The 19,063-nt window shown below is 66.6% G+C and carries 23 protein-coding genes; 7 read left to right on the top strand and 16 right to left on the bottom strand.

Translation table 11 applies throughout. The annotated features are described in order from the left end of the window. Window positions 1-131: 131 nt before the first annotated feature. The 4 genes from OCK02_RS12550 to OCK02_RS12535 all read left to right on the top strand — a co-directional run bounded on the left by OCK02_RS12550 (window position 132) and on the right by OCK02_RS12535 (window position 1,602). Window positions 132-560: an SRPBCC family protein gene (locus tag OCK02_RS12550; protein ID WP_263813347.1), complete on the top strand. Its 429-nt coding sequence runs from the start codon at window positions 132-134 to the stop codon at window positions 558-560. Further along, window positions 560-916, top strand: coding sequence for a VOC family protein (locus OCK02_RS12545; protein WP_263813346.1), 357 nt, complete (start codon window positions 560-562; stop codon window positions 914-916). The genes OCK02_RS12550 and OCK02_RS12545 overlap by 1 nt, the downstream gene beginning before the upstream one ends. An 81-nt stretch (window positions 917-997) precedes the next feature. After that, window positions 998-1,192 (top strand): hypothetical protein, encoded by a 195-nt coding sequence (locus OCK02_RS12540; protein WP_263813345.1) that lies wholly within the window; start codon window positions 998-1,000, stop codon window positions 1,190-1,192. Between the two features lie 2 nt (window positions 1,193-1,194). Continuing rightward, entirely contained in the window at window positions 1,195-1,602 is a 408-nt protein-coding gene (locus OCK02_RS12535) for a type II toxin-antitoxin system VapC family toxin (RefSeq protein ID WP_263813344.1), read from the top strand. A 14-nt stretch (window positions 1,603-1,616) separates the two neighbouring features. On the opposite strand, the gene ccoP is transcribed toward OCK02_RS12535, so the two are convergent. From ccoP to ccoN, 4 genes are read right to left on the bottom strand one after another with little or no spacing between them, the layout of a single operon-like run. After that, complete coding sequence (gene ccoP, locus OCK02_RS12530; RefSeq protein WP_263813343.1) at window positions 1,617-2,495, bottom strand: cytochrome-c oxidase, cbb3-type subunit III; 879 nt, start codon at window positions 2,493-2,495, stop codon at window positions 1,617-1,619. A gap of 4 nt (window positions 2,496-2,499) precedes the next feature. Further along, window positions 2,500-2,652: a cbb3-type cytochrome c oxidase subunit 3 gene (locus OCK02_RS12525; RefSeq protein WP_263813342.1), complete on the bottom strand. Its 153-nt coding sequence runs from the start codon at window positions 2,650-2,652 to the stop codon at window positions 2,500-2,502. Window positions 2,653-2,664: 12 nt separating this feature from the next. Further along, a complete protein-coding gene (gene ccoO / locus OCK02_RS12520; protein ID WP_230805138.1) occupies window positions 2,665-3,396 on the bottom strand; it encodes a cytochrome-c oxidase, cbb3-type subunit II in 732 nt (243 codons plus the stop codon). A gap of 14 nt (window positions 3,397-3,410) precedes the next feature. After that, window positions 3,411-5,057 carry a cytochrome-c oxidase, cbb3-type subunit I gene (gene ccoN / locus OCK02_RS12515; protein ID WP_263813341.1) on the bottom strand — a complete coding sequence of 549 codons (1,647 nt, stop codon included), beginning with the start codon at window positions 5,055-5,057 and terminating at the stop codon, window positions 3,411-3,413. Window positions 5,058-5,238: 181 nt separating this feature from the next. On the opposite strand from ccoN, the gene OCK02_RS12510 reads away from it, so the two are divergent. Next, window positions 5,239-5,730, top strand: coding sequence for a hemerythrin domain-containing protein (locus OCK02_RS12510; protein WP_230805134.1), 492 nt, complete (start codon window positions 5,239-5,241; stop codon window positions 5,728-5,730). Window positions 5,731-5,745: 15 nt separating this feature from the next. Here OCK02_RS12510 and OCK02_RS12505 read toward each other — a convergent pair whose 3' ends face one another. The 6 genes from OCK02_RS12505 to OCK02_RS12480 all read right to left on the bottom strand — a co-directional run bounded on the left by OCK02_RS12505 (window position 5,746) and on the right by OCK02_RS12480 (window position 11,399). Beyond that, window positions 5,746-6,690, bottom strand: coding sequence for a lipid A biosynthesis lauroyl acyltransferase (locus tag OCK02_RS12505; protein WP_263813340.1), 945 nt, complete (start codon window positions 6,688-6,690; stop codon window positions 5,746-5,748). Between the two features lie 5 nt (window positions 6,691-6,695). Then, window positions 6,696-7,724 carry a zinc-binding dehydrogenase gene (locus OCK02_RS12500; protein WP_263813339.1) on the bottom strand — a complete coding sequence of 343 codons (1,029 nt, stop codon included), beginning with the start codon at window positions 7,722-7,724 and terminating at the stop codon, window positions 6,696-6,698. 261 nt (window positions 7,725-7,985) lie between these two features. Continuing rightward, window positions 7,986-9,272: a beta-ketoacyl-ACP synthase gene (locus tag OCK02_RS12495; RefSeq protein WP_230805129.1), complete on the bottom strand. Its 1,287-nt coding sequence runs from the start codon at window positions 9,270-9,272 to the stop codon at window positions 7,986-7,988. A gap of 12 nt (window positions 9,273-9,284) precedes the next feature. Next, on the bottom strand, window positions 9,285-10,487 hold the full coding sequence (locus OCK02_RS12490) for a beta-ketoacyl-ACP synthase (RefSeq protein WP_263813338.1): 1,203 nt from the start codon (window positions 10,485-10,487) through the stop codon (window positions 9,285-9,287). After that, entirely contained in the window at window positions 10,484-10,990 is a 507-nt protein-coding gene (locus tag OCK02_RS12485; protein WP_263813337.1) for a 3-hydroxyacyl-ACP dehydratase FabZ family protein, read from the bottom strand. Before OCK02_RS12485 ends, OCK02_RS12490 begins: the two co-directional genes overlap by 4 nt. 130 nt (window positions 10,991-11,120) lie before the next feature. Continuing rightward, window positions 11,121-11,399 (bottom strand): acyl carrier protein, encoded by a 279-nt coding sequence (locus OCK02_RS12480; RefSeq protein ID WP_112599500.1) that lies wholly within the window; start codon window positions 11,397-11,399, stop codon window positions 11,121-11,123. Between the two features lie 333 nt (window positions 11,400-11,732). Between OCK02_RS12480 and OCK02_RS12475 the strand changes: the two genes are divergently transcribed. After that, window positions 11,733-12,458, top strand: a complete 726-nt coding sequence (locus tag OCK02_RS12475) for a Crp/Fnr family transcriptional regulator (RefSeq protein ID WP_263813336.1) — start codon at window positions 11,733-11,735, stop codon at window positions 12,456-12,458. A gap of 95 nt (window positions 12,459-12,553) precedes the next feature. Here OCK02_RS12475 and OCK02_RS12470 read toward each other — a convergent pair whose 3' ends face one another. Then, window positions 12,554-13,309 (bottom strand): SDR family NAD(P)-dependent oxidoreductase, encoded by a 756-nt coding sequence (locus OCK02_RS12470; protein ID WP_263813335.1) that lies wholly within the window; start codon window positions 13,307-13,309, stop codon window positions 12,554-12,556. A gap of 147 nt (window positions 13,310-13,456) precedes the next feature. Between OCK02_RS12470 and OCK02_RS12465 the strand changes: the two genes are divergently transcribed. Beyond that, window positions 13,457-14,071, top strand: a complete 615-nt coding sequence (locus tag OCK02_RS12465; protein ID WP_263813334.1) for a TetR/AcrR family transcriptional regulator — start codon at window positions 13,457-13,459, stop codon at window positions 14,069-14,071. On the opposite strand, the gene cbiB is transcribed toward OCK02_RS12465, so the two are convergent. The 5 genes from cbiB to OCK02_RS12440 are packed head-to-tail and all read right to left on the bottom strand — an operon-like array spanning window position 14,068 to window position 18,743. Beyond that, complete coding sequence (gene cbiB / locus OCK02_RS12460; RefSeq protein ID WP_263813333.1) at window positions 14,068-15,048, bottom strand: adenosylcobinamide-phosphate synthase CbiB; 981 nt, start codon at window positions 15,046-15,048, stop codon at window positions 14,068-14,070. The genes OCK02_RS12465 and cbiB overlap by 4 nt on opposite strands. Before the next feature lie 17 nt (window positions 15,049-15,065). After that, the gene (gene cobD / locus OCK02_RS12455) at window positions 15,066-16,112 is read right to left on the bottom strand and encodes a threonine-phosphate decarboxylase CobD (RefSeq protein WP_263813332.1); all 1,047 of its coding nucleotides are present in this window, start codon (window positions 16,110-16,112) and stop codon (window positions 15,066-15,068) included. Continuing rightward, on the bottom strand, window positions 16,109-17,416 hold the full coding sequence (locus OCK02_RS12450) for a cobyrinate a,c-diamide synthase (protein WP_263813331.1): 1,308 nt from the start codon (window positions 17,414-17,416) through the stop codon (window positions 16,109-16,111). The genes cobD and OCK02_RS12450 overlap by 4 nt, the downstream gene beginning before the upstream one ends. Then, entirely contained in the window at window positions 17,413-18,255 is an 843-nt protein-coding gene (gene cobA / locus OCK02_RS12445) for a uroporphyrinogen-III C-methyltransferase (RefSeq protein ID WP_263813330.1), read from the bottom strand. Before cobA ends, OCK02_RS12450 begins: the two co-directional genes overlap by 4 nt. Further along, window positions 18,255-18,743 (bottom strand): cobalamin biosynthesis protein, encoded by a 489-nt coding sequence (locus OCK02_RS12440; protein WP_263813329.1) that lies wholly within the window; start codon window positions 18,741-18,743, stop codon window positions 18,255-18,257. Before OCK02_RS12440 ends, cobA begins: the two co-directional genes overlap by 1 nt. Between the last annotated feature and the right edge of the window lie 320 nt (window positions 18,744-19,063).

The raw sequence follows: 19,063 nt of genomic DNA, 5'->3' as shown, positions 1-19,063 counted from the left end.
TCGTCTCCACGCCCTGTTTGTGCGCCGCAGTGCCGTTCCGTTCCTTGACTTAAGTCAAAGATCGGGGTTGCCGGGCGCCCTGCCGGATGCGACAAAACAGCCGCCGTGACGGCGCAGAGGAGACACAGACGATGACCACGATGCCCGCCCGGATCGTCCACGTTTCGATCGCGCGGAACTGGTCCGAGGTCTATGCCTTTGCTGCAAGGCCGGAAAACATGCCGCTCTGGGCATCCGGGCTGGCCGCGGGACTGACGCCCGACGGCGATGACTGGATCGCCGACGGCGGGCCTGTCGGCAACGTCCGGGTCCGCTTTGCCGAAGACAACAGCTTCGGCGTGATCGACCACAGCGTGACGATGGAAGATGGCCTCGTCGTCCGGAATGCCCTGCGGGTGGTGCCGAACGGCGACGGTGCGGAGGTGATGTTCACCCTGCTCCGGCTGCCCGGCATGGACGATGCGGCCTTCGAGGCCGATGCGGCCCATGTGGCGCGCGACCTGCGGACGCTGAAGGCATTGCTGGAGAAACCGGCGCAGGAGAAAAAGGGAGAGAGTTGATGGCCGCCGCCGGCAAGGACCGCAAGATCGACTACATCGAATTCAACGTCGCCGATATCGCCCGCGCGAAAGCCTTCTACGGCTCTGCCTTCGGCTGGACCTTCACCGATTACGGACCGGAATATTGCGAGTTCCAGGACGGCCGTCTGACCGGCGGCTTCACGACGCTGGCGCCGGTGACGGCCACCGGCGGGCCGCTGGTCATCCTCTTCGCCGACGATCTCGAAGCCACCCTCGCCCGCGTGGAAAAGGCCGGCGGCCGCATCGTCAAGCCGATCTTCACCTTCCCGGGCGGACGCCGGTTCCAGTTCGCCGATCCGGACGGGTACGAACTGGGCGTGTGGTCGGACCGCTAGGAGTGGCTCTGGTTCCGGTTCTGGATGGTCTTCACGCGCGGCAGCTTGTAAGGTGTCCGACAAAATCTGGAGCAAGCGGTCATGGGTGCCAACGCGAAGCACGATCAGAACCTGCCAAAGCCGCGGAGCGGATCCGACGTTCCGCGCAAGGCGACGGCAGGGGCATCGGAGCGGGTCAGACGCCTCCTTGCGATCCTGAAGGCGACGGAACAAGATCGTCGCCGTCTATCGGAAGAAGAAGTGTTGCGGCAGATCGCTGACGTCCGTGGCGACTGAGAATGCCGCAACGCGTCTATGTCGACAGCAATATCTTCATCTACCTGATCGATGGCGATGACGATACGCGCCGCCGGGCGCTGTCGGCGCTGGAGGAATTCGACCGGCAGAACGCGAACCTGTTCACATCCGAACTGACGATCGCCGAGTGCACCATCGCGCCGATCAGGGACCGGCGGCCGGATATCGTTTCGGCCTTTCACGGCCTGCTCGAAGATCCGAAGATCGTGGAACTGGCGCCGATAACCCGCGACACGCTGGGGCTGGCCGCGAATATGGCCGCCGAACTTCGATTGAAGCTGCCGGACGCCATCCACGTCGCCACCGCCGAAGCCCTTTCCTGCAGCGTCTTCCTGACGAACGACCGGGGCATTCGCGCCCCGGCCGGCATCGAAATCCGCCATATCTAGCTGAAAGGGTTCGGCTATTCGCCGCCGCCCAGCGAATGCACGAAGACGGCGAGCTGCTTGATCGTCGGTTCGCCGAGCCGCGGCAGCCAGGCGGGCATGACCCCGTGCTTCGGGGCGCGGACCTGGTTGGCGATCGCCTCCTCGCCCTCGCCCTTCAGCCAGATCGCGTCGGCCAGATCCGGAGCGCCCATGTCGCGGTTGCCCCTTGCATCGTCGCCGTGGCACGAGGCGCAGTTGTCGACGAAGATCTGCTTGCCCGGCTCGACCATCGCCGCATCGTGCGGCACGCCGGTGAGGCTCACCACATAGGCGGAGACCTGCTTGATCTCTTCGGGCTGCAGCATGTCGGCGAAGGCCGGCATCTCGGAGACATGGGTGTCGGCATCGCCTTCGAAGCGAACGCCGTGGGCGATCGTGTGGTAGATCTGGTCGACGCTGCCGCCCCAGATCCACTCGTCGTCGTTCAGGTTCGGGAAGCCCGCCGAGCCCGCAGCACCCGAACCGTGGCACTGCACGCAGTTGACCTTGAAGGCGGCGGCCCCGCCGGCGATCGCGAACTGCGACAGCTCCGGATCGGCGACGATGTCGGCGAGCGGCGCGGACGCGATCCGGTCCACGTAGACCATCTGCGCGGCCCTGGCCGCCTCCAGGTCCCTGGCGACGTCGGCGCGGCTGGAATAGCCGAGAACGCCGCGGGTTGCCTCCGTCAGCATCGGCCAGGCCGGGTAGGCGATCATGTAGCCGATCCCCCAGACGATGGTCGCGTAGAAGGTCCAGACCCACCAGCGCGGCATCGGGTTGTTCAGTTCGCGGATACCGTCCCACTCATGACCGGTGGTCTCGACGCCGGAGATCTCGTCAATGTGCTTTTCAGCACCATGCTTGTCAGCCATGGTGTCAGTCCTCCTTGAGAGGGATTTGCGCGGCATTCTCGGCGGCCTTGCGTCCGCTGGGCCGGAAGGTGAAAAGGATGACGCCGACGAAGAAGATCGTCATGGCGAGCAGTCCCCAGACGTCGGCGAAGTGCCGCATCGCCGTGTAGGTTTCCATGGTCTGCCTCCCTTACCGGTAGCCGCTGGCGTCGTCATAGGTGGAGAAGTCCACCAGCGTGCCGAGCATCTGCAGATAGGCCACCAGCGCATCCATCTCGGTCAGCTTCTGCGGGTCGCCGTCGAAATCGCCCACCTTGGCCTTCGGATAGCGCTCCAGCAGCCCGGACGTATCGGCGTTCGGATCCGCCTGCGCCTTGAGGTCCGCCTCCGCGTTCTCGATCATCGCATCGTCGTAGGGAACGTTCACGGCGCGGTTCGCCTTGAGGTTCATCGACACGTCGGAAATGCGAAGCGGCGTCGTCTTCAGGAAGGCGTAGCTCGGCATGACCGATTCCGGGACGACCGAGCGCGGCTCGATCAGGTGCTGCACGTGCCACTCGTTCGAGTAGCGGTCACCGACGCGGGCCAGGTCCGGCCCGGTGCGCTTGGAGCCCCACTGGAAGGAATGGTCGTACATGCTTTCGGCGGCGAGCGAGTAGTGACCGTAGCGCTCGACCTCGTCCCGGAACGGCCGGATCATCTGGCTGTGACAGACATAGCAGCCCTCGCGGATGTAGATGTCGCGGCCGGCGAGCTCCAGCGGCGAGTAGGGCCGCATGCCCTCGACCTTCTCGATGGTGTTCTCGAGGTAGAAGAGCGGCGCGATCTCGACGATGCCGCCGACCGTGACCACGGCGAGCGAGGCGACCAGCAGCAGCGTTGCGTTTCTCTCCAGAACGGAGTGCTTGTTCAGTATCGACATGGATCACACGCTCCTTATTCGGCAGGCTGCAGGGTTGTTTCGCCCGCAGGCCGGGTGCTGCCCATCGAGACCTCGTCGCGCAGGCGCCCGCGAATGGTCTGATAGACGTTCCATGCCATGACCAGGCCGCCGGCGAGGTAGAGAACGCCGCCAAGCGTGCGGATGACATAGTAGGGGAACATCGCCAGCACGGTTTCGGCGAAGGAATAGACCAGGAAGCCCTGATCGTCGTATTCGCGCCACATCAGGCCCTGCTGGATGCCGGCAACCCACATGGCGGCGGCATAGAGCACGATGCCGAGGGTGGCGAGCCAGAAGTGCCAGCTGACCATGTTGACCGAATAGAGCCGCTCGCGATTCCACAGTTTCGGTGCGAGATAGTAGACGGCGGCGAACGAGATCATGCCGTTCCAGCCGAGTGCGCCGGCATGGACGTGGCCGATGGTCCAGTCGGTATAGTGCGACAGCGAGTTGACCGCCTTGATCGACAGCATCGGTCCCTCGAAGGTCGCCATGCCGTAGAAGGCGATGGCTGCCACCATCATGCGGATGATCGGGTCGGTGCGCACCTTGTCCCATGCGCCGGACAGGGTCATCAGGCCGTTGATCATGCCGCCCCAGGAGGGCATCCACAGCACGATCGAAAACACCATGCCGAGCGTCTGCGCCCAGTCGGGCACGGCGGTGTAGTGCAGGTGGTGCGGACCGGCCCAGATGTAGAGGAAGATGATCGACCAGAAGTGGACGATGGACAGGCGGTAGGAATAGACCGGACGCCCTGCCTGCTTCGGGACGAAATAGTACATCATCGCCAGGAACGGGATGGTCAGGAAGAAGGCCACGGCGTTGTGGCCGTACCACCACTGCGTCACCGCATCCTGCACGCCGGCGAAGGCCGAATAGCTCTTGACGCCGAGGAACGACACCGGGATCGCCAGGTTGTTGATGACGTGCAGCATGGCGATGGTGACGATGAAGGAGAGGTAGAACCAGTTCGCCACATAGATATGCGGCTCCTTGCGCCTCAGGACGGTGCCAAGGAAGACGACGAGATAGGCGACCCAGACGATCGTCAGCCACAGGTCGACATACCACTCGGGCTCCGCATATTCGCGGCTCTGGGTGATGCCCAGCAGATAGCCGGTCGCAGCCATGACGATGAACAGCTGATAGCCCCAGAAGACGAACCAGCCGAGATCGCCGCCGAACAGGCGCGCCCGCGATGTGCGCTGGACGACGTAGAACGAGGTCGCAATCAGGGCGTTGCCGCCGAAGGCGAAGATCACCGCCGAGGTATGCAGCGGCCGCAGGCGGCCGAAATTCAGGTAGGGTTCCAGATTGAGATCGGGAAACGCCAGCTGGGCGGCGATGACGACGCCGACCAGGAATCCGACGACGCCCCAGAAGACGGTGGCGATGACGCCGTATTTGACGACCTCGTCGAAGTAGGGGCTGGCATCGCCCTTCGCAAGGCCGCTGTCGCCCGGCACCCGATAGGGCGCGAAGGAAATGCGCCTGATCATGACCACCGTGCCGGCGAGCAGCACGAAGAACAGGACCCACATATGGGCCTGGAACAGGTTGTCGTGGGCGAAGGCTGCGCCGAGCAGCGCAAAGAACGCGCCGACGGCCAGGAGCCCTGTCTCTAATCCGTATTTCATCGTTGGCATCCCCAACCAGACATGCGTTGCGAGCAGCGGGGACGGACACGAATCCGCACCCTGCGATCGGATCACTGCTCGCAGATGCAGCAAGACTTGGCCTTGACGTAGATCAAGGAGAAGCAGGGGCCGCAGGCGCATCAATGCGCCAGGCTGCGGTCACTCAGGGAGAAATAACGCGATGACGCTGGAAAACGGGGAACAGAACAGGGTGTGTCACCTTCTTTCCGCCATGCCCGGCGACACCGTGTCGCTCGACTGGCTGGCGGGCGCCCATCGCGAACAGCTTCTTCTCTGCGACGCGCTGGAGGAGATCGCCGACAGCCTGCCGGCAAGCGTGAACCGGCAGAAGTGCATCTATGCGGCCATGGTGCTGGGCCCGCTGATCCACGGGCTGCATCGCTACGAGGAGGAGGTGCTCTTCCCTCACCTGACGGCGCGGACGAAAGGCAATCCGCTGCTCGCCGAGACGCTGAAGCGGCTGAAATTCGAACATTGCGAGGACGAGTGCTTCGCAGAGGAGCTCGTCGATACGCTCCTGAAGCTCGGCAGCGGCGCGCCGGACGTCAACATCGAGGCCGCCGGCTACATGCTGCGCGGCTTCTTCGAGACGATCCGCCGCCATATCGCCTTCGAGCGCGACCACCTGCTGCGTGGGCTTCACGACGCCTGACGAAGGCGCTCGCCGTCAGGCCTTGACGTGCTTGACGGTCTTCTTGATGTCCCAGCGGTCGTGATACCAGAGCCACTGGCCCGGATACTCCCGAACCCATTGCTCGACCTTGTCGTTCAGCTTCTGCGCCGTCGCGTCGACGTCGATGGCGCCGTCAGGGCGGCGCGGGATTTCCATCGCCGGTTCCAGCTCGAGCCGGAAGCGGTTGTCCGGCAGGCGGATGCAGCGCGCCGGATAGACCTCGCAGTCGAACTGGCGGACCAGCTTGGCGAGCAGCGGATTGGTCTGCACCGGACGGCCGAAGAAGGTCGTCGACAGGCCCTTGCGGTATTTCTGGTCCACCAGCACGCCGACCGGCTCGCCGGCGTCGAGCTTGCGGGCGAGCGTGAACGACGAACCCGCATGCGAAGGCACCAGATTACCCATCCGCGCACGGCGGAACTCGAATACCTTTTCGGCGATATAGGGGTTGTTGGGCGGGCGGAACAGCACCGTCACCTCGATGCCGAAGGCAGCCCCCGCCACCGGCAGCATCTCGAAATTGCCGGTATGGCCGGTGAAGACGATGAACGGCCGCCGGTTCTCGTAGAGATCGATGAAGATCGGCACGCCCTCGACCTCGACGCGCCCGACCTTGTCGCTGAACGGATCGAAATCGAACAGGCGGTCGAGGAAGACGTATTCCGCCGCCATTCGCCCCATGTTACCCCAGCTGTCCATGGCGATCGTGGCAAGCTCGGCCTCGGACTTCCCGGGGAACGCATTGCGCAGGTTGGTCAGCATCAGCTGATGCCGGCGCGTCTTCGGTCCGACGAAACGGCCGAAGCGGTCGGCGGCGTTCATCGCGCCGTCGGCTGGAAACAGCTTCAGGACGTTGAGCAGCCCGAACACGAACTGGGCCACCAGCCACTGCTCGAAATTGCGCAGCGCGAGCACGACGCGGGTGATCAGCTTGCGCACGATCGTCAGTCCAGCCTGAGCACGATCTTGCCGAAGATCTGGCGCGATTCCATCCGCTCCAGCGCAGTCGCGATCCCGTCGAAGGTCACCTCGGTATCGATCACCGGATGGACGATGCCGCGGGCCATCTTCTGCATGGCGTTTGCCATGTTCTCTATGCGGCAACCGAAGGAGCCGAGCAGTTTCAGCTGCTGCTGGAACAGCATCATCAGGTTCATCTCGGTGGAGACGCCGGACGTCGAGCCGCAGGTGACGAGGCGGCCGCCGCGCTTCAGGCAGAGCATCGAGCCGGCCCAGGTATCCTTGCCGACATGTTCGAAGACGACGTCTACGCCCTTCTTCTTCGTCAGCTTGCGCACGACGCCCTCGAAGCGGTCCTCGCGATAGTTGATGACGTGATCGGCGCCGAGCGCCTTCGCCTTCTCGATCTTGTCGTTGGAGCCGACGGTGGTGATGACGGTGCAGCCGATCTTCTTGGCCAGCTGAATGGCCGCCGTGCCGATGCCCGATCCGCCGGCATGGACGAGGATCGTCTCGCCGGGCTCGAGTTTCGCATTGTCGAACAGCATGTGCTCGACCGTGCCGAAGGTGACGGGCGCAAGGGCCGCAGCAACCGCATCGATGCCGGGCGGCGCTGGAACGAGTTGGCGGGCGGGGATGTTGATCTTCTCCTGCGCGAAGCCGTCGAGATGGAAGCCGTGCACCCCGCCGACGTGTTCGCAGAGGTTGTCGCGCCCCTCGCGGCAGGGCTTGCACAGCCCGCAGATGCGCGCGCCATAGACCGAGACCAGCTGTCCCGGCAGGACGTTCGCAACACCCGGGCCGATCTGGTCGACGACGCCGGCGGCCTCCGCACCGATGACGAGCGGCATCTTGCGCTTGGCGAACGCCATGCCGCGCCAGCCCCACACATCGATATGGTTCAGCGCCACCGCCTTGACGCGGAGCGTCACCTCGCCCGGACCGGGGGCTTCCGGCTCCGGAATGTCGGTCAGTTCGAGCTTGCGGTCGTCGAGTAGCTGCAATGCGCGCATTTTTCCGTCCTTCGCCGCAGTCGCGGCATGATGTTCATGGGCGGCGTCAGGTGGCACCGGCAGGCGCGGCCATCGCCGTCGTTCGGCGCCAACCGCCCGTTCGGCCGGCTACGCCGCGTTTCGGATCGTTCCTCTAGCGCATGCCCCAAAGAATCGGAACACCTTTTGCGAGAGAACGGCAGGCGGCACGGTCCCCTCGCACGTTCGCCCTCCGGTGTCGGCCGGAGGCGGACATCGGCCCGCCTCTCCGCTTCCGTTTCGTCAGGCTGGCTCCGCCGTCATCACCAGGCTGGCGTTCTGGCCGCCGAAGCCGAAGGAATTCGACAGAACGGCCGAGACCTGCTTGTCGCGCTTCACGTTCGGCACGACGTCGAGAACGATGGTCGGGTCGGGGTTCTGGTAGTTGATCGTCGGCGGCAGCGTGCCCGTCAGCATCGTCTGCAGCGAGAACACCGCCTCGATCGCGCCGGCCGCCGTCAGCGTGTGACCGATCATCGACTTGTTGGAGGAGACCGGGATCTTCGCAAGCCCTTCCCCGAACACGGTCGACATGGAGAGATACTCCATCTTGTCGTTTTCCGGCGTCGAGGTGCCGTGCGCGTTGATGTAGCCGATGCCGTCCTCGGCGATGCCGGCATCCTCCAGCGCCGCCCGGATCGTCGCGATCGCCGGTCCGCCGTCCGGCGAGGACCGGGTGCGGTGGAAATGGTCCGCCTTCTCGCCGCAGCCCTTCATGATGCCGAGCACGCGGGCGCCGCGGGCGATCGCCGATTCCAGCGATTCCAGAACCAGCGTCGCCGCCCCTTCGGCGATCACGAAGCCGTCGCGATCCTTGGTGAAGGGCTTGGAGGCCTTCTGCGGCGGGTCATTCTGGGTCGAGAGCGCCGACAGCAGCGCGAAGCGGATCAGCGCCTCGGCGGTGACCGAACCGTCGGTGCCGACGGTCAGCGCCCGCTCGGTGCGGCCCTGGCGGATCGCCTCGACGCCGAGCTGGATCGCGGTCGCACCGGAGGCACAAGCGGTCGACAGCGTCACCGGCAGGCCGCGCGTGCCGAAGCGGTCGGCAAGCCGCTCGGAGATCGCACCGAACAGCCAGGCTTCGTAGAGCGCCGGATCGGGCTTGTCGCGCAACACCGTCAGGAAGCGGTCATAGGCATCACCCGGGCGCTGCGAGGCCGGGGCGCGGTCGGCGAGCGCGAAGCGCGCGCTCCATTCCGGCTCGATCGGCGGAGCGGCCAGGAACAGCGGCCCGCCGAAATCGCCGGAAAGCCCGGCCTGCGCCAGCGCTTCCTCGGTCGTCTCGCGGGCATAGAAATAGGAACGCTCGACCGGATTCTCGGCCGGCAGCTCGACGAAATCGACCGTACCGGCGATCCGCGTGTTGAGGCCGTCGACGGGAAAGCGGCTGATGCCGTGGATGCCGGACACGCCGCCCGAAAGGGCCGTCCAGTTGTCCTTCAGCCCCTGGCCGAGCGAGGTGATGACGCCCATGCCGGTGACGGCGACGATCGGGCGTCCGAGATGGTCCCTGTAGGCTGCCTTGGTCATGCGCCCGTCCTCTTATTTCTCTGCCTTCAGGATGGCGACGCCCTCGCCGCGGTGATGGCCGACCGTGGTGACGATCGCGGTCTCGGCGGCCCGGTCCATCCCGCTCTCACCCGCCGGATCGAAAGCCGGCACCTTCGCCTCGCTCGCAAGCGCGAGACCCGCGAGCGCGAGACCCAGCGGGAACTGGCTCTCCAGCGCATGGCCGGTCACGCCGGCATAGCCGCGCACCGGAGCGTTCGGGAAACGGCCTTCCAGCCAGGTCTTTTCGCGGGTCGACAGATCGTTGATGCCCGACGCGCCGGAGAAGACGACGGTTGCCCCGTCCTCGCCGCCCGCCCGCTCGGCGAGCGCGTCGAGGCGGCGCTCCAGCCGCCCGTCGTCGCGGCTGCCGCGGTCGCCGCCAATATCCTCGATCGTGGCATAGATGCGCGCGCCGCGCGCCTCGGCATGCGCCCGCTGCTCCAGCACCAGGAAGGCGCCGGCCGAACCGGAAATGATGCCGCCGCCGGCCTCGGGATCGCGCGACCACAGCGGCGTCCAGCCGCCGGTCGCATGCGCGCCGAGCGCCTCGTAGAGCAGGATCACGTCCGGCCGTTCGGCGACGAAGCCGCCGCCGACCAGCGTATGCGTCGACTGGCCGGCGCGGATGCGCGAAAACGCCGTCTCGATGGCGCTGATGCCGGCCGCTTCCTCGCCCATGAAGGTGCGCGAGGAGCCCGTGACCTTGTGGACGATCGAGATGTTGCCGGCCATCAGGTTGGAGAGCTGGGCGAGAAACAGCGTCGGGCGCAGTTCGGTGGTCAGCTTCTCGTTCAGGAGCCGTTCGCGGTCGTTGCGCTTCAGCCCCTCGTCGACGATCAGGGAATCGACATTGATGTCGCGCTCGCCGCCGCCAGCCGCCACGATCATGTCCATCGTGCCGCAGGCCTCGGCATCTTCCTTCAGCCCGGCATCGTCGAGCGCCAGGCCGGCGGTGAACACGCCGAGCCGCTGCCAGTTCTCCATCTGCCGCTGGTCGCCGCGCTTTTGGATCTGCTGCGACCAGTCGATCTCCGGCATCGGATGGACCGGATAGGGCGCGAAGCGCTCCGCCTCGATCTTCAGTTGCGGGCCACTCCCGGCCTTGAGCAGCGCGATATGCGGCTCGGTGCCGACACCCTGGCAGGTGACGATGCCGATGCCGGTAATGACGACGTCGTTCGGCGCCTTCGTCATGCGTCTGTTCCTCTTGAATTGCCCGTTGCGGCGCCTGATGCGGCAAGGGCGTCCACAAGGCCGAGTTCCTCGGCCCGCTTGCGCACGATATCGCCGAGCGGCACTTCGCTGAACGGCACGGTGCGCAGCTTCAGCTGCGCGTCGCAGACCTTCTTGCCGCCGGACGTGATCCTCGCCTTGGTGACGGCGAAACCCGAGCCGTCGTGCTCCAGCACCGCCTCGATGTCGAGCACGGCGTCGGGTTCGACGAAGGTGCGCATCTTGGCGCCGTCGACCGACATCAGGAACGGCATGGCCGCGAAATTGGTGGCGGCAAGGACCAGAAAGCCCGAGGCCTGCGCCATCGTCTCGATCAGGAGCACGCCCGGAACCAGCGGCATGCCGGGAAAATGTCCTTCGAAGACCGGGCTTTTGGAAGGAACGACGGAGCGCGCCGTCAGCGTCTTGCGCTCGGCGTCCACCGTTTCCACCCGGTCGATCATCTGGAAATATTCAAGCAGCATCGAATACCTATCTTGCGGCCGGGTTACCTCGATGTAACCGGGGTCCGGAACGTGAAAGGCCTGCCAGGTCCGGCAGGCCGTCAGCGCCCGAAAACGGGATGCGGATGGCCGCGTGCTGCGGCCCCGGCCTTTACGCCTTGGCGGCGCGCAGTTCGTCGATCTTGGCGCAGAGGTTCTTCAGCACGAAGTATTCCTCGGTCGCCACCTTGCCTTCGTTGACGTCCTGCGTCCACTGTTCGAGCGGGATCTTGATGCCGAACTCCTTGTCGATCGCAAAGACGATGTCGAGGAAGTCGAGGCTGTCGATGCCGAGATCGTCGATCGTGTGGCTCTCGGGCTTGATGGTTTCGCGATCGATCTCGCTGGTTTCCGCGATGATGTCGGCAACCTTGTCAAATGTAGCTGTCACGCCAGTACCTCTTAAAATCCTTTGTTGCGCGATCCTATAAGTAAATTGGGCGGAATTGCCAATGGGCTGTTCCGGGCGCGCTGCAAATTGGCTGTGGCCTGTTGCCCGAACGTCGACCGCCTTGCACTTGCGGCAAAACTCTGCCGAAATCTGCAGCAGACGCATCGCGAATTGATTTCGATCAAGTCGAACCACCCGAATTCGACTTAACAATCGTCAATAGCAGCCCGAGTGGCAGCGAGACGGAAGAGGTAACAATGTCGCATTGTCTCCCTTTCGATTCTCGTCCACTGGTGAGCCATGGCAACTCGATGTCAGGAAAAGGCGATTTCGATGGACATGCAGCGCAGTGACATTCACAGCTCCGACGTTCCCGTCGTCTGCCGTGCCTGCGAGGCGCGCCACGGCGGCGCGTGCGGCGCGCTCTCGGCCCAGGAACTGGGGGAACTGAGCAAGCACTCCAGCCGCAGGCGCCTGCAGGCCGGCACCGAGGTCGTCGGCCAGGGCGAGGATTTGTCGACCTGCGCCAACATCATGCGCGGCGTCGTCAAGCTCACCCGGATGATGCCGGACGGCCGCCAGCAGATCGTTGGCCTCCAGTTCGCCCCAGATTTCCTCGGCCGCCCCTTCGCCGCCGAGAGCCCGCACAGCGCGGAAGCGGCGACGGATGCGGAGATCTGCACCTTCCCGCGCCACCTGCTGGAGCGCATGGTGGCCCGCTCGCCGGATCTCGAACACCGGCTGCACCAGCAGGTGCTGAAGGAGCTTGACGAGGCGCGCGACTGGATGCTGACGCTCGGCCGCAAGAACGCGCAGGAAAAGGTGGCAAGCTTCCTGTTCCTGATCGCCACGCACTATGATCCGGAAACCGTCGACGGCTCCGCCTTCGACCTGCCGCTGTCGCGCGCCGATATCGCCGATTTCCTCGGCCTGACGATCGAGACCGTCAGCCGCCAGTTCACCAAACTGCGCAAGGAAGGCGTCATCCGCATCGAGAACAACCGGCACGTCACGGTCCCCGACGTCGAGCGCCTGCAGCAGTTCGCCGGCGTCGACTGAGCCGGCTGCGACGGCACGCCCGCTCTTCCCAGATACGCTCGCCATCCCCACAAGCGGTTCTGGCGGACGCCCTCGCGGGCGCCCGCCCTTGGGCGCTACACCTGCAGGCCGCCGGCCACGTCGATCACGCCGCCCGTGATGTAGCCGCCGTTCGGTCCCGCCAGGAAGCAGACAGTGGCCGACACCTCCTCGAGCGTCGCGATCCGGCGGATCGGATGCAGGTCCATGACCGCGTCGGGCAGCTTGTCGCGCACTTCGGCCGCCATGTCTGTCGGCATGATGCCGGGCTGGACGACGTTGACCGTGATGTTGCGTCCGCCGAGGTCGCGGGCGACGCCCCGCGCATATCCGGCGATGGCCGCCTTGGTTCCGGAATAGTCAGCGACGCCGGCGAACGGGACGCGGCTGCCCAGCAGGGAGCCGATGAAGATGATCCGGCCGCCGTCCGGCAGCACCGGCGCCGCCGCGCGCGTGGTCGCCACCGCACCCATGACGTTGACCTGCCACTGGCGATCGAGGTTGACCGTGTCGAGTTCGGGGTCGTCGACCGTCCTGCCCTGCACGGCGATCGCCGCATTGTTGACGAGGATGTCGAGCCGGCCGAAATGCGCCGCCACCGTCTCGACCAGCGGTTTGGCCGCCCCCATGTCCGCCTGGTCACTGCGGATTGCGAGGGCCCTGACCCCTTTCGCCTTTAGCTTTCCAACCACGGCTTCGGCCTTGTCGGCCGACGCAACGTAGCTGATCGCCACATCCGCCCCCTGGTCGGCAAGTGCCTCCGCCACAGCGGCGCCGAGCCCGCGCGAGCCTCCGGTCACGAGCGCGACCTTGCCCTTCAATATGTTCGACATGAGCGAATCCCTTCCATCGCCATCGGGCGCCGCTGCAAGCGGCATGCCCGTTTAATAATAATCGTTACGATAACGATCGGTATGAAATTTGACCCGCATCGTCAAGTGGTTTAATAACGGTCATTATGAAAAGACAGGATCGGACATATGGGACGTCATCGCGAATTTGACGTGGAGAAAGCGCTGGATGCCGCGCTGTGCGTCTTCTGGCGCAAGGGCTACGAGGGGGCCTCCTACACCGACCTGACCGAGGCCACGGGTGTGGAGCGACCCGCCCTCTATTCGGCATTCGGCAACAAGGAAGCGCTCTTCCGCCAGGCCCTGGATCGCTATTGCGAGCGGTACTTCGACTACTTGCCCGAAGCGCTCGACCGACCGACGGCCCGGGACGTCGCGGCACGCATCCTCTACGGTGCGCTCGATCTCAACACCCGCTACCCCGATCATACCGGGTGCCTCGTCATCAACGGGGCGCTGGCCGGATCGGATGAGGCGGAACCCGTGCGACAGACATTGATAGAAGCACGCGCGGTCGCCGAGGCGCAGCTTCGTGAACGCTTCGAACGGGCAAGGGCCGAAGGCGACCTGCCGCAGACGGCGAGGCCCGAGGCCCTTGCGGCATTCCTGATGGCCGTCACGCATGGCATGGCGGTTCAGGCCAAGGCCGGCTTCAGCCGCGACCGGCTGGAAGCCGTCGCCGAACAGGCATTGTCCGCCTGGCCTGCCGGCAGTTCCGAGATTTCCGTGGCATCAGGCCCCTAGACGATCGCCGCCATGGCCGCACCGGCAAGCGCGAATAGCACCAGCGCATCGCAGGCGCGGTTGAACACCCTGATCCCACGGCGGATATCGTCCGGCGTCGCGGCGGTGCGTCCGGCCGCATTCATCATCGGCTCGTCCACCCGCACGCCGCCATAGACGCGCGGACCGGCAAGCCCGATGCCGAGCGCGCCCGCCATCGCCGCCTCCGGCCAGCCCGAATTGGGCGAGCGGTGCAGGCTGCTGTCGCGCAGGGCCAGGTCGAGCGCCGCCCGCGCCGCCCGCCCGCCGATCGCCACCCGGGTGCCCAGGGCGATGAGCACGATGGAGAGCCGCGCCGCCGGCCAGTTGGCAAGGTCGTCGAGCCTGGCGGCGGCCCAGCCGAACTCCAGGTATTTCGCGTTCCGGTGGCCGATCATCGAATCGGCCGTGTTGAGCATCTTATAGGCCAGCAGTCCCGGCAGCCCCAGCAGCGCATACCAGAGTGCAGGCGCCACGACGCCGTCGGAAAAGTTCTCCGCAAGGCTCTCGATCGCCGCCCGGCAGACCGCCGGCTCGTCCAGCGTCGCCGGATCGCGGCCGACGATCATCGACACCGCCCGCCGCCCGCCCGCGAGCCCGTCTTGCCGCAGCCCGTCCGCCACCGCGCCCACATGGTCGGCGAGGCTCTTCTGGGCAAGGAACAGCGCGACGACGGCCGCTTCGAGGACAAGCCCGACCCAGCCGAGCAGGCCCAGCAGGCCGTGGATCACCGATCCGGCCAGCATGCTCGCCGCAAGCAGCGCGCCGATCGCCACCGCACCGTTGAAACGCCGCGTCTCCGGCGTCATTCGCTTGGCGTTGAACAACCGGTCGACGAAAGAGATGGCCCGCCCGAACACCACGACCGGATGCGGCAGCCGCTCCCAGAGCTTCGGCGGATCGCCGACGATGCGGTCGATCACCAGGGCGGCGGCGAGGACGATCAGCGTGAGGGTCATGGAAGAAGCCCCTTCGCTCAGGCGCCGGGCCGCGCGGGCGCTCCGGCCAAAGCCGGGGCGGGGGCCGGGGCCTGTGTCAGGGCCTGGGCCAGACGACGATCGGCGCTCTCGTCCGGGGCAAGCCCGAAGCGCAGCCAGCTCCGCTCATAGGCGAACGGCCGCACGAGCACATGCTGCCGGCACAGCGCCTCGTAGATATCCGCCGCCCGCGGATGCGAGACGAGCGAGAACAGCGCCGTCCCATCTACGACATCGAGCCCCGACTGCCGCAGCACCGCATCCAGCGCCGTCTTGCGTTCTGTGATCGACTGCCGGATCGGCGCACAGTCGCCCGCCATCAGGCGCGTCGCGATCGTCAGGGCCGGCCCGGAGACCGCCCAGGGACCGAGCCACTCGGAAAAATCCGCAAGCAGGCGCGCCTCGCCCAGGACGAAGCCGAGCCGCAGTCCGGCAAGGCCGAAGAACTTGCCGAAGGAACGGAACACCACCAGTCCCGGCGCGGCACCCGCATGGGCCGCGAGCGAAGTCGCGGGCTCCATGTCGCCGAAAGCCTCGTCCACCACCAACATGCCGCCCGACCGCGCCAGCCGCTGGCGCACCTGCAAGAGTTCCTCCGGCCGATGCAGGCGACCGTCAGGGTTGTTGGGGTTGACCGCCACCACGAGCCCGTGGTCGTCACGGACACCGTCGAGCGTGCCGATTTCATCCACGGCGCATCCTGCCGCGCGCAGCACGCGCGCATATTCGCCGTATGTCGGAGACAGGATGGCGACGCGCCGGCCCGCGGGCACCAGCCGCGGCAGCAACTGGATCGCCGCCTGCGTTCCGGGAACCGGCAGCGGCAGGCAGTTGCTTGCGCCGTAGTAGCGGGCGGCCGCCTGCCGCGTCTCGTCGAGCCTTCCCCGATCCGGCAGGCGGTGCCAGGCGGCAGCGTCGATCGCCGGCAGCGCCACCGGGCGTGGATTGATGCCGGTGGACAGGTCCAGCCAGTCTTCCGGCCGCCCGCCATGACGCTCGGCCGCCGCCGAGATGCCGCCGCCGTGTTGGATCGGCGCCTCGGTCATCGTCTCTCCTCCGCAAGGTCGATCGCGTGCATGTAGGAGCCGGCGACGTTGCCCCGGCGCAGGCCCGCGACGCCGAGATCCTGCCCCGTCGCGTCAGCCACCGAGAACAGCCGATCGGCCTCGCCCTCGCGCGCCACGGTCGAATAGTGGAACTCATGCGCGGTCATCGCATGGCTGAAACCCGACCCCGGAAGCGGGCTCAGCCGCCGGTAGCCGAGCTGCCGTCGGCGTTCCGAAAAGCTGGTGACGAGCGGCAGCAGGCCGAGCATGCGGTGCCGGGTCCCCTCCGCATCGACCAGCCCCTCGCCCAGCACCATGTAGCCCCCGCATTCGCCGTAGATCCGCACGCCGCGCCCGGCCGCAGCGCGCAGGGCATCACGGAAATGTCCGGCATCGGCCAGGCGGGCGCCGTGCAGTTCGGGATAGCCGCCGGGCAAAAACACCGCATCGCACCCCGCCTGCGGCGCCTCGTCGGCGAGCGGCGAGAAATAGGAGATCTCTGCGCCCTGCCCGGACCACCCGGCGAGCAGATGCGGGTAGATGAAGGCAAACGCGTTGTCGCGAGCGACCGCGATGCGCCGGCCGAGCGGCGGCAGGCGCGCCACATCGCCCACGGCGGCCGACACCCCGCCCTGCCCGGCCATGGCCAGCAGTGCCTCGAGGTCGACGCTGCGGCGAACGGTCTCCGCCGCCCGTCCGACGAACGCCTCCAGCCCCGCATGCTCGCCGGCCTGCACCAGTCCGAGATGGCGCTCGGGAAGGGCCAGCGCGGGATCGTGCCGGATCGCGCCGAAGATCGCGATGCCCGCCTTTTCCAGAGCCGATCGCAGCATCGCCTCATGGCGCTCGCTGCCGACCTTGTTCAGGATCACGCCGCCGACGTGAACGTCGTCGCGGAAGCGGATATAGCCCTGCACGAGGGCGGCGACCGAGTGCGACAGCCGGCTGCAATCGACGACCAGCACCACCGGCAATTCGAGCATCGCGGCGAGGTCGGCCGGCGCGCCGTTGCCGTCGGCGGCCCCGTCGAACAGCCCCATCATCGCCTCGACGAGGAGCAGCCGGTCGCCGCGCTGCTGTCCAGCGGCATTGTCGACCAAAAGCTCCGGCCGCATCGCCCAAGGATCGTAGTTCAGGCAGACCGAACGGGCGGCGGCGGCATGGAAGGCGGGATCGATGTAGTCGGGACCGGCCTTGCCCGGCGAGAGCGCGACGCCCGCGTCCGACAGTGCCCGCAGAAGGCCGAGCGTGACCGTCGTCTTGCCCGAGCCGGAAGCCGGGGCTGCGATCATCAGCCCGCTCATGCGGGGTCCTTCAGCGTGCGGGCGCCGAGCGGATCGGGCACCAGCACCCTGCCCTCGCGCAGCGCGCCGAGCCAGTCGAGCGAGCCGCGCAGCCGGACGACCTCGCCGACCACGACGATTGCCGGCGGTTCCAGTCCCGAGGCTGCCGCGTCGGCTTCCGAACGCGCAAGCGTCGTCTCCAGCACGGCCTGCCCCGCGGTTGCGGCATTGCAGACAAAGGCCATGGGCTCGTCCGGCGAACGGCCGGCGGCGATCAGCTTCGCCGAGATCTGGCCGATGTGCTTCATCGCCATGTACATGACGATCACCGGCGAGCCGGCAGCGATCGCCGCCCAGTCGATGCGATCGGGCACGACGCCCGAAGAATCGTGCCCGGTCAGGAATGTCACCGCATGGTTCACCTCGCGATGCGTCACCGGGATCCCGGCATAGGCGAGCCCGCCGATACCGGCGGTGATGCCCGGCACCACGCGGAAGGCGATCCTGTGCTCGACCAGCGTCAGCGCCTCCTCGCCGCCGCGGCCGAACACGAACGGGTCGCCCCCCTTCAGCCGCAGGACGCGCTTGCCGGCCCGCGCGAGTTCCACCAGCCGAAGCGAGATGTCGCGCTGCTTCGGCGAGGGCTTGCCGCCGCGCTTGCCGGCGAACTCGATCGTGGCGTCGGGCCTTACGAACCGCAGGCAATCGGCGTTGACGAGCGCGTCGTGCACGATGACGTCGGCCTGACGCAACCCGTGCACGGCCAGCATCGTCAGCAGCCCGGCGTCGCCCGGACCTGCGCCAACGAGCCAGACGCTTCCGGGCTCCAGTTCGGGCAGGGAGGAAAACAGTGCATCCATCAGCCGGCCCTCACCGCTGACCGAACCGCGACCGAAGAGGCGGACTCATTATCTGAGGAAACTTTCGCAATCGGTTGAAAAGATTCCGCGATCGCAGCGGTCGCATGCACAGAGCGCACCTTCGGCACGACGAGCCGCGCACCGGCGCCGGCCGCGGCGAGCGCTGCGGCCTCGGCAACGCCATGGCATCCGGTATGGCGGAAGACGATATCCGAGGGATTGGCGAGCCGCGGGGTCTCGGCCTCGAGCCTTGCTGCATCGAAGGTGCGGAACGGAACGTCGAAGCGCCGGGCTGCAGCCAGCATCGCCGGTTCCCCGGCACGGGTATCGAGAGAGGCGATCAGCACAAGACGGCGATCCCGCCCGGCGGCGCGCAGCGCTTCCTCGGCCAAACCGATCACCTCGGCCGCAGCCGTTCCGCGCTCGCAGCCAAGACCCAGTACGAGCGAGGATATCGCACCGTCGTTCACCTGCACCGCCTGCGTCATCCCGCTGTCCTCGTTCCCCCTGGACATGCGCGGTGCGGGTGATCCGTCTCGGCAGCCCCGGGTCTGGCCCCTTCGAGGGTCGGCCGCTCCAGGCACCTGTCCGGCCCGGCAAAGGGCACCGCCGCATGTCCGACCTGTTTACCGAAGCGGCATTTCGCGGTCAAACGGGATTGCGCCGTCGGATGGAACGGAAGCGGCATGGTCGTGGAAATCGGCCGCCAAAGAGGGGCGGCCGGTTGCGTGCCTGAGCCCCCCTGCGGAACGGACGACACGCGGGCCGATGACCACGGCTTTTCGCGCCCGTCGCTTTCGGCTTTGCA

This window comes from Rhizobium sp. TRM96647, assembly GCF_025780115.1.
In the GTDB taxonomy this organism is placed as follows: Bacteria; Pseudomonadota; Alphaproteobacteria; order Rhizobiales; family Rhizobiaceae; genus Mycoplana.
Note: the sequence above shows the minus strand (reverse complement) of the source record. Positions and strands in the feature narration are given on the sequence as shown.